The 14,233-nt window shown below is 69.2% G+C and carries 12 protein-coding genes; 5 read left to right on the forward strand and 7 right to left on the reverse strand.

From position 1 onward, the window contains the following. Positions 1-55 precede the first annotated feature (55 nt). Together FHP25_RS01405 and FHP25_RS01410 are read left to right on the forward strand one after the other, a co-directional pair. The gene (locus FHP25_RS01405; protein ID WP_231712168.1) at positions 56-1,810 is read left to right on the forward strand and encodes an acyl-CoA dehydrogenase family protein; all 1,755 of its coding nucleotides are present in this window, start codon (positions 56-58) and stop codon (positions 1,808-1,810) included. 131 nt (positions 1,811-1,941) lie between these two features. After that, complete coding sequence (locus FHP25_RS01410; protein ID WP_147845085.1) at positions 1,942-2,934, forward strand: Bug family tripartite tricarboxylate transporter substrate binding protein; 993 nt, start codon at positions 1,942-1,944, stop codon at positions 2,932-2,934. Positions 2,935-3,120: 186 nt separating this feature from the next. Here FHP25_RS01410 and FHP25_RS01415 read toward each other — a convergent pair whose 3' ends face one another. The 3 genes from FHP25_RS01415 to FHP25_RS01425 are packed head-to-tail and all read right to left on the reverse strand — an operon-like array spanning position 3,121 to position 6,092. Further along, positions 3,121-3,732: a 2-hydroxychromene-2-carboxylate isomerase gene (locus FHP25_RS01415; protein WP_147845086.1), complete on the reverse strand. Its 612-nt coding sequence runs from the start codon at positions 3,730-3,732 to the stop codon at positions 3,121-3,123. A gap of 4 nt (positions 3,733-3,736) precedes the next feature. Next, positions 3,737-4,480, reverse strand: a complete 744-nt coding sequence (locus FHP25_RS01420) for an SDR family oxidoreductase (RefSeq protein WP_147845087.1) — start codon at positions 4,478-4,480, stop codon at positions 3,737-3,739. A gap of 28 nt (positions 4,481-4,508) precedes the next feature. Further along, on the reverse strand, positions 4,509-6,092 hold the full coding sequence (locus FHP25_RS01425) for a class I adenylate-forming enzyme family protein (RefSeq protein ID WP_147845088.1): 1,584 nt from the start codon (positions 6,090-6,092) through the stop codon (positions 4,509-4,511). A 189-nt stretch (positions 6,093-6,281) separates the two neighbouring features. Here FHP25_RS01425 and FHP25_RS01430 point away from each other — a divergent pair, with 189 nt between their 5' ends. Beyond that, entirely contained in the window at positions 6,282-7,262 is a 981-nt protein-coding gene (locus FHP25_RS01430) for an NAD(P)H-dependent flavin oxidoreductase (protein ID WP_147845089.1), read from the forward strand. A 548-nt stretch (positions 7,263-7,810) separates the two neighbouring features. On the opposite strand, the gene FHP25_RS01435 is transcribed toward FHP25_RS01430, so the two are convergent. Next, the gene (locus tag FHP25_RS01435) at positions 7,811-8,329 is read right to left on the reverse strand and encodes a winged helix-turn-helix transcriptional regulator (RefSeq protein WP_147845090.1); all 519 of its coding nucleotides are present in this window, start codon (positions 8,327-8,329) and stop codon (positions 7,811-7,813) included. A 127-nt stretch (positions 8,330-8,456) separates the two neighbouring features. Between FHP25_RS01435 and FHP25_RS01440 the strand changes: the two genes are divergently transcribed. Next, positions 8,457-9,410 carry a TAXI family TRAP transporter solute-binding subunit gene (locus tag FHP25_RS01440; protein ID WP_147845091.1) on the forward strand — a complete coding sequence of 318 codons (954 nt, stop codon included), beginning with the start codon at positions 8,457-8,459 and terminating at the stop codon, positions 9,408-9,410. 94 nt (positions 9,411-9,504) lie between these two features. Continuing rightward, entirely contained in the window at positions 9,505-10,725 is a 1,221-nt protein-coding gene (locus FHP25_RS01445) for a serine hydrolase domain-containing protein (RefSeq protein WP_147845092.1), read from the forward strand. Between the two features lie 133 nt (positions 10,726-10,858). Here FHP25_RS01445 and FHP25_RS01450 read toward each other — a convergent pair whose 3' ends face one another. From FHP25_RS01450 to FHP25_RS01460, 3 genes are all read right to left on the reverse strand, one after another. Further along, positions 10,859-11,746 (reverse strand): TauD/TfdA dioxygenase family protein, encoded by an 888-nt coding sequence (locus FHP25_RS01450; protein ID WP_147845093.1) that lies wholly within the window; start codon positions 11,744-11,746, stop codon positions 10,859-10,861. Between the two features lie 110 nt (positions 11,747-11,856). Beyond that, positions 11,857-12,771 (reverse strand): HpcH/HpaI aldolase/citrate lyase family protein, encoded by a 915-nt coding sequence (locus FHP25_RS01455; protein WP_147845094.1) that lies wholly within the window; start codon positions 12,769-12,771, stop codon positions 11,857-11,859. Positions 12,772-12,847: 76 nt separating this feature from the next. Continuing rightward, positions 12,848-14,131, reverse strand: coding sequence for a CaiB/BaiF CoA transferase family protein (locus FHP25_RS01460; protein WP_147845095.1), 1,284 nt, complete (start codon positions 14,129-14,131; stop codon positions 12,848-12,850). Positions 14,132-14,233 lie beyond the last annotated feature (102 nt).

Raw genomic sequence — 14,233 nt, forward strand, 5'->3', positions numbered from 1 at the left:
CCATGGGCCATGGCTGGCCGGGAAAATCCATTAGGACCAAGCAGGGGCAACGCACATGAACGCCATCGCCATGCCGGCTGCCGAGCGGCCGAAATCGGGCTCCGACCTGATCGCGCCGGATTGCCGCGGCCTCAATTTCTGGTCCGTCGACCGCGCCCTGCGCGACCTGCTGGCGCTGCATGTCGAGCCGGCGGCCCTGCAGCATTTCGCGCCGCATCTGGAGCGGCTGGGCGGCCTGGCCGGCGGCAAGCTGGACGAGCTGGCGATGCAGGCCGACAAGCGCACGCCGATCCTGCACTACCGCGACCGCTTCGGCCGCGACGAGGACTGGGTGGAGTACCACCCGGCCTATTGCGAGATGGAGAAGATCGGCTTCGGCGAGCTGGGCCTGCATGCGATGTCGCACAAGCCGGTGCTGGGCTGGCCGACGCCCGTGACTCCGCTGGTGAAGTACGCCTTCCAGTACCTGTTCGCGCAGGCCGAGTTCGCCCTGCTCTGCCCGCTCTCGGTCACCGACACCTCGACCGTGCTGATCAGCAAGTACGGCGACGCGGCGGTGAAGCGCCGCTTCCTGCCGGGCATGACCACGCAGGACATGGACACGCTGCTGAAGGGCGCGCAGTTCATGACCGAGAAGGCCGGCGGCTCGGACGTCTCGGGCAACGCGCTGACCGCGAAGCCGGCCGGCGACCACTGGGAGCTGTGGGGCGACAAGTGGTTCTGCTCCTGCGTCGATCACGACGTGGTGCTGCTGCTGGCGCGCTGCGAGGGCGCGCCGGCGGGCAATGCCGGCCTGTCGCTGTTCGCCATGCCGCGGCGGCTGGATGATGGCAGCCGCAACCGCTATCGCATCGTGCGCCTGAAGGACAAGCTGGGCTCGCGCTCGATGGCGGCCGGCGAGACCATCATGGAGGGCGCCGTCGCCTACCTGCTGGGCACGCCCAACCGCGGCCTCAAGCAGATGATGGACCAGGTGAACCTGTCGCGCCTGTCGCACGGCTTCCGCGCCGCCGGCATGATGCGCCGCTGCCTCAACGAGGCGCTGCAGGTGGCGCGCCACCGCAGCACGTTCGGCCGCCGGGTGATCGAGCATCCGATGGCGCGCCGCCAGCTGCTGAAGCTGATGCTGCCAACCGAGCAGGCGCTGTCGGTGGCGGTGGCGGCGGCCGTGGCCATGACGCGCGGCGACGAGGCCCAGCTGCGCATCCTGACGCCGCTGCTGAAGTACCGCGCCTGCCGCGACAACGTCACGGTGGCGACCGGCGCCATGGAGATGCGCGGCGGCAATGGCTACATCGAGGACTGGGGCAACGCCAAGCTGGTGCGCGATGCGCATCTGGGCCTGCTGTGGGAAGGCACCAGCAGCGTCAACGCGCTCGACATCGTGCGCCGCGCCGTCGGCCGCGAGCAGGCGCAGGTGGCGCTCGCCGAGGCCCTGCACAAGGATCTCGCCGATGCGCCGATCCCCGGCCAGTTCCGCGGCCGCATCGCGCAGCTGCTCGATCGCGCGATGGCGTTCGCCGAGACCGTGGCGCGGCAGCCCGAGGCCGAGGCCTCCTGCCGGCGCGCCGCCAGCAGCCTGTACCACGTCACCAGCGCGGCGCTGATGGCGGCCGAGGGCGCGCGGCTGGGCGCCCAGGGCGGCGATGCGCGCCGCCTGCTGCTGGCCCGTCTGGTGATCGACCATCGCCTGGGCAACGCCGATCCCTTCAGCCTGCCCGACCATCGCTGGGAGGACGCCGCCACGGCGCGGCTGCTCGACGATGCCGTCGTGACGCTCGACGACGCCCAACAGCTGCTCGGCGGTTGAACTTTGCCGCCCAACCGTCATCCCGAGCGCAGCGAGGGATCTCCTGCGAACGGAGCCTCCTGCCGCGGGAGATCCCTCGCTGCGCTCGGGATGACAGCTTGGCCCATGACAGATCAACGCAGGACAGCTTGATGACTTCTTCCCTCCCCCGTCGCCGGCTGCTCGCGAGCGGCGCCGCCCTGATCACCGCGCCCTTCATTGCACGGGCCGGCATCGCGGCCGACGCCTATCCGGCCAAGCCGATCAGGCTCGTGCTGGGCTTCGCGCCCGGCGGCATCACCGACATCCTGGCGCGCATCGTGGCGCAGCACCTGGCGGCGACGCTCAAGACGCAGGTGATCGTCGACAACCGACCCGGCGCCGGCGGCAACATCGCCGCGGCCCAGGTGGCCCGTGCCGCGCCCGACGGCTACGCCCTGCTGTTCGGCACGCTGGGCACCGCCGTCACCAACCAGTTCATCTACAAGGACATGCCGTTCGACACGGCCAAGGATTTCGTGCCGGTGGCGCTGGTGGGCAGCGTGCCCAACGTGCTGCTGGTGCATCGCGACGTGCCGGCCACGACGGTCGCCGAATACATCGCGCTGGCCAAGGCCAAGCCCGGCAGCATGAACTACGGCTCGACCGGGCTGGGCAGCTCCTCGCATCTGGGCATGGAGCTGTTCAAGGCCATGACCGGCATCGAGGCCGAGAACGTGCCGTACAAGGGCAGCGCGCTGCTGCTGCAGGATCTGCTGGCCGGCCGCATTCCGTCGGCCATGGACAGCATCTCGATCCACCTGCCGCACATCCGCAGCGGCGCCATCCGGGCGCTCGGCGTCACCTCGCCGACACGCGCGCCCGATCTGCCCGACGTGCCCACCATCGCCGAGGTGGCGGTGCCAGGCTACGACGCGGTGGTGTGGCTCTACGTGGCGGCGCCGGCCGGCACGCCGGAGCCGATCGTGGCGCAGCTGAGCGAGGCGGTCACCTCAGGCGTGCGCTCGGCCGACATTCAGCGCCAGATCCGCGAGGTCGGCGCCGTGCCGCTGCCGGGATCGGCCGCCGACCTGGCGCGCCATGTCGCGGCCGAGACCGTGAAGTGGAAGAAGATCGTCGACGCCGCCGGCCTGCAGCCGGGGTGAGGTACATCTTCCCTCCCCCAACGCAGTTGGGGGAGGTGGCCGATTCGGTATTTCGACGCGTTGCGTCGAAATACCTGTGCCGGAGGGGGAGCCGACGCGGTCTCCACTATCAAGACCACGTCGGCTCCCCTCCGCCCCTTCGGGGCACCTCCCCAGCAAAGCTGGGGAGGAAAGACATGAAGAGTTTCACTTCGCCTGCTGCGCCTTGATCTCGTCCTCGACGTCGCGCAGGCGGTCCTTGCCGAAGAAGATCTCGTCGCCGACGAAGAAGGTGGGCGAGCCGAACGTGCCGCGCTCGAACGAGCTCTGGGTGCTGGCCATCAGGCGGTCCTTCACGTCCTGGCTCTGCACCAGCTCGAACAGCTTCGCGGTGGGCAGGCCCGACTCGTCCAGCGCCGCGCGCAGCACGGCGGGATCGTCCATCTTCTTCGGATCGGCCCACATGTGGCGGTAGACCTCCTCGACATAGCGCTCGAAGATGCCCAGCGTCTGGGCCGCCACGGCGCCGCGCATCAGCATCAGCGTGTTCACCGGGAAGAACGGGTTGAGCTTGAAGCGGGTGATGCCGTGCCGGCGCAGGAACCGGCTCATCTCCAGCCGCTCGTACTCGGGCTTGTTCTTGATGCCCGCGAAGGCCTCGGCGGGAGAACGGTTGCCGGCGAGCTTGAAGATGCCGCCCAGCAGGATCGGGACATACTGGAATTTCGCCCCGGTGCGCTTCTCGATGTCCGGGATCACCAAATGCGACAGATAGGCATTGGGGCTGCCGAAATCGAAGTGGAATTCTACCGCCGACATCGTCTCACCATTTCTCGCCAAAGGGACGGATTTCCTGCTCGAAGGTCCAGGCATCGCGCGGCTGACTATAGAGCTGCCAGTAGGTCTCGGCGACGGCCTCCGGACGCATTAGGCGTCCCGGGTCGAGGTTCTGCAGCGCCGCCTCGCCTTCACGGTCCTTGATGCGCTCGCGCACCCAGGCCGTGTCGACGCCCGAATCGATCACCAGGTGCGCGACATGGATGTTCCTGGGGCCCAGCTCGCGCGCCGCCGCCTGGGCCATGGCGCGCAGGCCCGCCTTGGCGGCGGCGAAGGCGGCATAGCCGACGCCGCCGCGCAGGCTGGCGGTGGCGCCGGTGAAGAAGATGCAGCCGCCGCCGTGCGGCAGCATCAGGCGCGCCGCCTCGCGACCGGCCAGGAAGCCGGAATAGCAGGCCATCTCCCAGACCTTGCGGAACACCCGCTCGGTGGTGTCGAGCAGCGGGAAGTTGACGTTGGCCCCGATGTTGAAGATGCAGACCTCCAGCGGCGCATGCTGGTCGGCCGCCTGCAGGAAGGCGGTGATGTCCTCCTCCTTGCGGGCATCGAGCGAGCGCGCCACGATGCGCCCGCCCGCGGCCTCGACCTCGGCCACCAGCGGCGCCAGCTTGTCGCCGTTGCGGCGGCCGGCAAAGATGGTGAAGCCCTCGGCCGCGAACTTCTTGGCGATGGCCGAGCCGATATAGTCCCCGGCGCCGATCACGGCGGCTGTCGCGTTGCGGTGTTGCACAAGATCCTCCGGCGTTTGATTTCCGAACTCAGGCGCTCTTTCGCGTGCCCCGGCGGGCCGCCTCTTCCTGCGCCGCCTCTGCCAGCCGATGCTTCAGTATCTTGCCGGTGGCACCGGCCGGCAACGCTTCCAGGACGATGATCTCGGCCGGCCGCTTGTAGGCGGCGAGCTGGCCCGAGGCATGGGCCATCAGCTCGCTGACCGTGACGCAGGCGCCGGGCAGCAGCTGCACGAAGGCGACGACCTCCTCGTTGCCGTCGCGCGCGCGGCCCACGACCGCCGACTGCACGACGCCGGGATGGGCATTCAGCACCGCCTCGACCTCGGCCGGATAGACATTGAAGCCGGAGCGGATGATCAGCTCCTTGGTGCGGCCGGCGATGAACAGCGCATCGCCCTCGAGCCGCGCCAGATCGCCGGTGTTGAACCAGCCCTCGGCGTCGATCGCCGCCGCCGTCGCTTCCGGCGCGCGGTAGTAGCCGCGCATCACGTTGGGTCCGCGCACATGCAGCTCGCCCACGGCGCCCGGCGCCACCGGGCTGCCGTCGCGCCCGACGAGGCGGACCTCGATGCCGGGGATGATCGGCCCCACCGACTCGTCCTGGCGCGGCGCGTCGGGGCGCACGCCGGAGATGCCGGGCGCGCATTCCGTGATGCCGTAGCCGTTGAGCAGCGGCAGGCCGAGCGCGGCCTCGACCTGGCGCTTCAGGGCCGGATCCAACGGCGCGCCGGCCACGAACAGCATGCGCAGCCGGCCGCGCGGCAGCGCCTTCAGCCCGGCGACGGATTTGTGCTCCAGCAGGCGCTGGTAGGTGGCGGGCACGCCGAACAGCATGGTCACGGTGCCGGCCGCGACCGCGGCGACGAAGGCGGCGGGATCGTAGCGCGGCACGAGGTGGACCGTGCTGCCCGCCATCAGCGACGACGCCAGGATGATGGAGAAGCCTACGATGTGCGACATCGGCAGCACGCCGTAGATCTGGTCGGCCGGCGTCGGCGCGCGCGTCACCTGGGTGACGGCGGCGTTGAACAGGATGTTGCGGTGCGTGAGCATCACGCCCTTGGGGTTGCCGGTGGTGCCCGAGGTGTAGAGCAGCGCCGCCGCCTGGCGCGCGCCGTCGGCTTCGACCGGCTCCGGGACAGCGGCCGCGTTCAGGGGGCCGATGCCCAGCGTGCCCAGCCGGCCCAAGGTCGTGATGGCGGCGCCGTGCCGCGCCGCGTGCTGGCGCGCCGGCTCGGAGACATCGACGGCGTAGAGAACGCGCCGGGCGCCGCTGTGGTCGCGGATCAGGTCGATCTCACGCGCCGACAGGCGCGGATTGCCGACCACCACCCAGGCATCGAGCGCCGACGACGCCAGCACCAGGGCGGCCAGCGCCAGGCCGTTCTCGCTCACCACCATGAGCCGGTCGCCCGGCCGCACGCCCAGCTGGCGCAGCGCCGCGGCAGCCTCGGCCGTGATCGCCGCCAGCTCGCCGTAGGTCCACACCGTGTCGCCGGCGATCAGCGCCGGATGGTCCGGCTGCGCGCGCGCCGGCGCATCGACGATATGGCCCAGCCGCCGGGGCAGGCCGGCGAGCAATGAAGCTGCTTCCGCCGTGATAGATCGCATGGTCGCCCCCTGCCCTGGCCGCTTCGTTGATGCTCGGATCATAAGTTCTATTTTCAAACTAATCAACCTGCCATGCGGCAAGAAATACCGGGATCGGCGTGAGAAAAACTATGTTGACCCGTGCTGATTCCGAATTGACAGTTGCCGGCCGGCAGCCTTGCCGCGTCAACCAGGGAACGATCGCGCCACATGAAGACACGCATCACGGAACTGTTCGGAATCGCGCATCCCATCATCCAGGGCGGCATGCACTATGTCGGCTATGCCGAGCTGGCGGCGGCGGTGTCCAATGCCGGCGGCCTGGGCATCATCACGGCGCTGACGCAACCGACGCCCAAGGACATGGCGCGCGAGATCGCGCGCTGCCGCGAGATGACGGACAAGCCGATCGGCGTCAACCTGACGTTCCTGCCGTCGTTCTCGGCGCCGCCCTATCCCGAGTACATCCGGGCGATCATCGACGGCGGCGTGAAGATCGTGGAGACGGCCGGCCGCAGCCCCGAGCAGCACATGCCGCAGCTCAAGGCGGCCGGCATCAAGGTGATCCACAAATGTACCTCGGTGCGCCACTCGCTCAAGGCCGAGCGCATCGGCTGCGACGCCGTCAGCGTCGACGGCTTCGAGTGCGGCGGCCACCCCGGCGAGGATGACGTCCCCAACATGATCCTGCTGCCGCGCGCGGCCGAGGCGCTGAAGATCCCGTTCGTCGCCTCCGGCGGCATGGCCGACGCGCGCAGCCTGGTGGCCGCGCTGTCGCTGGGCGCCGACGGCATGAACATGGGCACCCGCTTCATCGCCACCAGGGAAGCGCCGGTGCATGACAACGTGAAGCAGGCGCTGGTCGCGGCGGACGAGCTGCAGACGCGTCTGATCATGCGACCGCTGCGCAACACCGAGCGCGTGCTGACCAACGCTGCCGTCGAGCAGATCGTCGCGATCGAGCGCGACAAGGGCGCGGCCACGACCATCGAGGACATCCGCCACCTGGTCGCCGGCGCCAAGAGCCGTCGCGTGCTGCAGGAGGGTGAGATGGACGCAGCCGCCTGGAGCTGCGGCATGGTGGCCGGCCTGATCCACGACATCCCGACCTGCAAGGAGCTGATCGACCGCATCATGCGCGAGGCCGGGCAGATCATCCGCCAGCGCCTGGGCGGCCTGCTGGCGGCGTGACCGCCGCATGCGTCCACCACCCTCAGGCGATTGTGCGTGGTGCCAGGAAGCAAACCACAGAGGCACAGAGACACAGCGCAGCCTTTGGCCGCAACCAAATGTGGGGAAAGCGCTTCATGGTGAGCTTGTCGAACCATGAAGCGTCGCACCGCTGCCCGTGCGACGCCTTCATGGTTCGACAAGCTCACCATGAAGGCTACAAAAATCACCGCGGCTCGCGAAGATTCTTGAAGTCAGTAGTACAGAGGCAGCACAGAGAGAAAGCTGTTGCGCGCCTTCGGCGCGCGATCATGTCCTGCTCTGTGTGACCTCTGTACTACTAACCTCAAGAATCTCCGCGACCTGTGGTGATTTGGATAGCCTTCATGGTGAGCACAGGTGAATGCGAAGCATTCACCTGTGCTCACCATGAAGCACTCCTCCGCTATTTGGTTGCGGCCAAAGGACTGCGCTGTGCCTCTGTGGTTCGTCTTCCGACAGTCCGGCCGGCAACGCCGTATGCGATTGCCCTGCTCGGGGGAAGAAATGACAGTCTTCGTTGCCAGGGTTCAGGCGCGCTTGCGGGCGGGCTGGCGCGGAACCGGGACGTCCATGCCGAGCGGGACATGCCGGGGGCTGCCGGCGCCGGGGCCGGGATGCACATGGACCTGGCGCGGCACCAAGGGCTCGCCGCATTCGGAGCACACCAGCACCGGGTCGAAATCCTTGCCGCAGAGCTCATGGCGGTGCAGCAGCGGCCGGCCCTTGCGGTCGGACATGTGGACGTCGCCCCAGTGCACGATCGACATCACGACGGGATAGAGGTCGAGCCCCTTGGGCGTCAGCCGGTACTCATAGCGCACCGGCCGCTCCTGGTATGGGACCTTGGCCAGGACGAACTTCGCCACCAGCTTGCGCAGCCGGTCGGCCAGGATCGGCCGCGTGATGCCCAGGCGCTGCTGAAAATCCTCGAACCGGCGCACCCGCAGGAAGCAGTCGCGCAGGATCAGCAGCGTCCAGCGGTCGCCGATCACGGCGATCGTGCGCGCCATCGAGCACGCCTCGTCCTCGAGCTTGTTCCACTGCATCGGCGACCTCCACGCTGCCCGCCCATGCTACACCGCACTGCGTTCGAATACAAAACCTGCCTGGGCCCTGGCGCCGGCGCCGCGCTTTCTGTCATCCTGCGCCGTGCGAAGACGCGCAGGAGGCACCATGACGAGCCTGACCATCGCGCTGTCCGTGCTGATCTGCGCCGCCGCCTTCGGCGCGGCGCAGGCGCAGGACAAGACGATCGTGACCTTGGGCACTGCGACGCCGGGCGGCGGCTTTCCGGTCTACGGCGATGCCATGGCGCAGACGATCAACGACACCGACGCCAGCCTCCTGGTGCAGCCGCGCAACACCAAGGGCAGCGCCGAGAACATACCGCTGCTGGAGGCCGGCAGCCTGGACATCGCGCTGGTCCAGGGCGAAGCCGCGTTCGAGGCGCTGAACGGCGTCGGCCGCGCACCGGCCGACCTGAAGATCATCGCCGCCATGTACGCCACCGCCGGCATGTTCGTCGTGCGCGCCGACAGCTCCTATCGCAGCATCCAGGATCTCAAGGGGCAGAAGGTGGCGTTCGGCGCCCGCGGCTCGGGCCTGGTGATCCTGGCGCGCTACGTGCTGGACGGCATCGGGCTGGACCAGGACCGCGACTTCCAGGCGATCTATCTCGAGCGCGCCGGCGACGGCCCGGCGATGGTGCTGGACGGCCGCGCCGCCGCGCTATGGGGCGGCGGCATCGGCTGGCCCGGCTTCGCCACCATGGCGCGCAGCGAGCCCGGCGCCCGCTTCATCACGCCCAGCGCCGAGGAGATCGCGCGCATCCGCGCCAGGCACAGCTTCCTGCGGCCGCTGGCGATTCCGGCCGGCAGCTATCCCAACCAGGACACCGAGCTGCGCTCGGTCGGCTCGTGGAGCTTCATCATGGCGCGGCCGACACTGCCTGACGACGTGGCTTGGCGCCTGGCGCGGGCGCTGCATCGCGGCGAGCCGGCGCTGGCGCAGCGCCTGGCGCAGGCGCGCGAGACCACGGCCGCGAACACGGCCGCCGCCGTGCCGCGGCCGGCGCTGCTGCATCCCGGCGTCGCGCGCTACCTGCGCGAGCAGGGTCTGTTGCGCTAGGCGCGACCCAGCCTGCCGCGCGCGGTGCTGGCCCGCCAGCGGCGACCGCCATAGGCTGCCGCCGATCGCCATCACGCCCGTGAAAGGACAGTCCATGAATGTCGTCGCCAAGATCGATTCCGCCGGCCACGGGCTCAGCCCGGAACGGCTGGACCGCATCCGCGGCTGGATGCAGGCCCTGGTCGACCAGAAGAAGCTCGCCGGCCTGATCTCGGTGGTGAGCCGGCGCGGCCAGATGGCGCTGATGCATACCTGTGGCAAGGCCGACCTGGCGCGCGACAAGCCGATGCGGCCCGACACCATCTTCCGCATCTATTCGATGACCAAGCCGCTCACCAGCGTCGCCATCATGATGCTGTACGAGGAAGGCCGCTTCCAGCTCGACGACCCGATCACGCGCTTCCTGCCGGCGTTCAAGAACATGCGGGTCTACGTCTCGGGATCACGCGGCAAGTACGAGAGCGAGCCGGCGCAGCGCGACATCACCTTCCGCGACCTGCTCTCGCACACGTCGGGCCTGACCTACGGCTTCATGGAGGCAAGCCCGGTCGATGCCATGTACCGCGATGCCGGCGTCGACTTCCAGACCTCCAAGGCCAGCCTCAGGGAGGTGGTCGAGCTGGCCGCCAGCCTGCCCCTCATCGCCCAGCCCGGCACGGAATGGAACTACAGCATCGCCACCGACGTGCTGGGCTATCTGGTCGAGGTGATCTCGGGCCAGCCGTTCGAGACCTTCCTGCACGAGCGCGTGATCGCACCGCTGGGCATGACCGACACGTCCTTCCAGGTGCCGGCCGACAAGGTCGAGCGCTTCGCCGCCAACTACGGTCCCGACGAGGGCGGCGGCATCAAGCAGATCGAGGACCCGCAGAAGAGCCGCTTCCTGACCAAACGCCTGTGCTCGGGCGGCGGCGGCCTGCTGTCGACGGCGGCGGACTACATGCGCTTCTGCCAGATGATGCTGAACAAGGGCACGCTCGACGGCAAGCGCCTGCTGGGCCGCAAGACGGTCGAGCTGATGACCAGCAACCACCTGGCCGGCGACATGGCCGACATGGGCCAGCCGCGGTTCAGCGAATCGACCTATGCCGGCATCGGCTTCGGGCTCGGCTTCTCGGTGACGCTCGATCCGGCCAAGGCGCAGATCCTGGGGACGCCCGGCGAGTATGCCTGGGGCGGCGCCGCCAGCACCGCCTTCTGGATCGACCCGGCCGAGGACATGTACGTGATCCTGCTGACGCAGCTGATGCCGTCGTCGACCTACCCGATCCGCCGCGAGCTGCGCGTGCTCAGCTACCAGGCGATCGTGGATTGAGCTTCCTTCCCCACGCAGTGGGGAAGGTGGCCGAAGGCCGGATGGGGACCTGACGTGGTCTCCGTTGCAAAGATCACGTCGGCTCCCCTCCGCCCCTTCGGGGCACCTCCCCAGCTTTGCTGGGGAGGAAAATTTACGCCGCCGCCTGCTGCGCGGTCGGGGCCTCGCCGGCGACGGTGGTGCGGCGCATGTCGCGGACCTCGCCGGTCTCGTCGTAGCGCCGCGCGCGGTGCATGGTCTGGCGGTTGTCCCACATCACCAGGTCGTGCTGGCACCACTGGTGCGCGTGGACGAATTCGCGCTGGGTGGCGTGCTCGATGAGGTCGCGCAGGAAGGCGCGCGCCTCAGGCATCGGCCAGCCCACGATCGTGCCGGCGTGCGAGGCCAGGAACAGCGACTTGCGGCCGGTCACGGGATGGGTGCGCACCAAGCTCTGGCGCACCGGCCTGAACATGGCGCGCTCCTCCTCGCTGAACTCGCCGAAGCCCAGCTGGCCGCGCGAGTAGATCAGCGAATGCTCGCAGACCAGCCCCTCGATCTCGGCCTTGGTGGCATCGTCGAGCGCATCGTACGCGGCGCGCATGTCGGCGAACTCGGTGTTGCCGCCGTGCGAGGGCACGGCACGGCCCGACAGCAGCGAGTACTTCGCCGGCACGGCGCGGAAGGAGCTGTCGGAATGCCACAGGCGGTTGCCCAGGTTGAACATCCGGCGCCGGTCGTCGCGCTGGTAGATCTTGCTGTCGGGGTCGAGGTTGGAGATGTCGGCCAGCTCGCCGCTGATGCGCCGCTCGTTGGCCTTGGTGATGTTGCCGCCGACCGCCAGCTCGATCTGGCCGAAATTGCGCGTGAAGGCGACCTGCTGCTCGTCGCTGATGTCCTGGCCGTGGAAGACCAGCACCGCATATTTGTCCATGCCGGCCTCGATGGCCGCGACCTCGTCGGGCGCCATCGGCCGGCGCAGATCGACGCCGGACACCTCGCCGACAAAGACCGGATGAAGCGGGCGAATGGTGACGCTCATGATCGCCTCGTGCTGCAAGCAACAAACACGATCCTAGCCCCGCTTCCCAGGCCTGTCACCCCCGGGCTTCGCCCAGGATGACAGTGGCTTGCTCGGGGTGACGCTGCCGCCTAACCCGTCGCCGCCTGCTTGCGCGCTTCGCGGGCGGCGATGGCGTCGTGGCGGCGCAGCAGCGTCTCGGCGCGGCGGATCACCGGGATGTCGATCATCTTGCCGTCGACGGCGAAGGAGCCGCGGCCGGAGGCGGCCTGCTTGCGGTCCTCCTCGATGAGGCGCCGGGCATAGGCGACCTCCTCGGCCGAGGGGGTGTATTCCTCGTTGACGATCGCCACCTGCCCCGGATGGATGCAGCTTGCGCCCATGAAGCCGAACTGGCGCGAGCGGCGCACCATGCGGCGAAAGCCGTCCCGGTCACCGAAGCCGGCGACGCTGGCGATGTAGCCGAACGGCATCAGGCCGGCCGACCGGGCGGCGTAGATCATGGTCTGCTTGGGCAGCAGCAAGGTCTCCTCGGTCGGCTCCATGCCGACCTCCGATGCGAAATCCTCGCCGCCGATGCTCATGGCCACCAGGCGCTCGCAGGCGGCGGCAATCGCCGGCATGTCGAAATAGCTGCGCGGCGTCTCGATCATGGCGATGAGCTTGGTGTGGCCGGGCGCCAGGCCGCGCTGCTGCTCCAGCTCGCCCACCAGCTCGTCGAGCAGCCGGATGTGGTCCGGGCCCTCGACCTTGGTCACGGCGATGCCGTGCACGCCGGGGCAGACCGCGGCCTCCAGGTCGCGCACCGCCATCTGCAGCGGCCGGTTGATGCGCACGACCACGTCGGCGCCGCCGCGGCTCACACGCGCGGCGGCTGCCTCGACCAGCATGCGCGCCCGCGCCTTCTCGCCCGGCGGCACGCTGTCCTCGAGGTCGAGCTGCACCACATCGGCGCCACGTGTGTGGGCCTTGTCGACGAACTTCTCGACATTCACCGGCACGTAGAGCAGCGAGCGCCAGACGGGCAGGTCCTTTTCCGCCTTCATGACACCTCCTCCATGCCGGCAGCGCGCCACAGCAGTGGCGCATCGGCCCGAAGGGCCGGCTGCTTCCCAGCGCCGCTCATGATCCGGCGCTGCGCGCCGGTGCGCCACTGGAGTGGCGCGCTCCCGGCAAGTCAGCCTCGATCACGACGCCCTGGGCCTTCAGCGCCGCGTAGTCGGCATCCGACACGCCGATTTCGGCCAGCAGCGCGCGGTTGTGCTCGCCCAGCCTCGGTGCCCGGGAGCGGATCGAGCCGGGCGTGCCGGACAGGCGCGGGATGACCGGATGCATCGGGAACTGGCCCATCTCCGCGTCGGGATAGTCGGCCAGGATCTCGCGCTCGACGACATGCGGGTCGCGCAGGATCTGGTTCACGTCGTAGACCGGGCCGATGGTCACCGCGGCGGCGTCGAAATACGCCACGGTCTCTTCCAGCGTGCGGGCGCCGACGAAGGCGCCGATGATGGCGTCGAGCTCCTCGGAGCGCTGCACGCGGTCGGCGTTGGTGCGGTAGCGTGGATCATTGATCAGGTCGGCCCGGTCGATGGCGCGGAACAGCCGCTCCGTCATGCCCTGGGTCGAGGCCGACAGGCAGACCCAGCCGCCGTCCCTGGTGCGATAGACGTTGCGCGGCGCGGCGTTGGTCGAGCGGCTGCCGGTGCGCGGCTTGATGGCGCCGGTCAGCCGGTAGTTCGCGGCCTGCGGGCCGAGCGCGTTGAACAGCGGGTCCAGCAGCGGCAGGTCGATCACCTGCCCGGCGCCGCCGTTCACCTCGACCGCGCGCAGCGCCATCATCACCGCCCCCACCCCGCTCAGCCCGGCGATGGTGTCGGCCAGGTACATCGGCGGCAGCACGGGCTCGCGGTCCTCGAAGCCGTTCATCGAGGCAAAGCCGCTCATGCCTTCGACCAGGGTGCCGAAACCCGGGCGGTGGCTATAGGGACCGGTCTGGCCCCAGCCGGAGATGCGCACGATCACCAGCCTCGGGTTGGCTGCCAGCAGGGTGTCGGGCGCCAGGCCCATCTTCTCCAGGGTCCCCGGCCGGAAGCTCTCGACGAACACGGCGCAGGACGGCAGCAGCTTCAGCAGAAGGTCGCGCACCGGCGCCTTGCGGAAATCGACGGCCAGGCTCTTCTTGTTGCGCGCGAAGATCTTCCAGTTGGTCTCGACGCCCTCGACCCGCCAGGCGCGCAGGGTGTCGCCCTCGGGCGGCTCGACCTTGATCACCTCGGCGCCGTAGTCGCCCAGCATTTGGGTCAGCGTGTTGCCGGCCACCAGCCGCGACAGGTCCATCACCCGCAGGCCGGTCAGCGGCCCGGTCGCGCCGGCGGCATAGTCGCGTTTCTTCAAGGCTTCGGTCATCGCTTGTCCGCGCTCGCTTGCGTGAGGCGCCACGTTAGCCCGCCGTCGCGACCGCGCACAAACGCTCCGTCGTGCGCCGCTGCGCTCGGGATGGCAGCGATG

It is taken from the genome of Vineibacter terrae, from assembly GCF_008039615.1.
Classification (GTDB): Bacteria; Pseudomonadota; Alphaproteobacteria; order Reyranellales; family Reyranellaceae; genus Vineibacter; species Vineibacter terrae.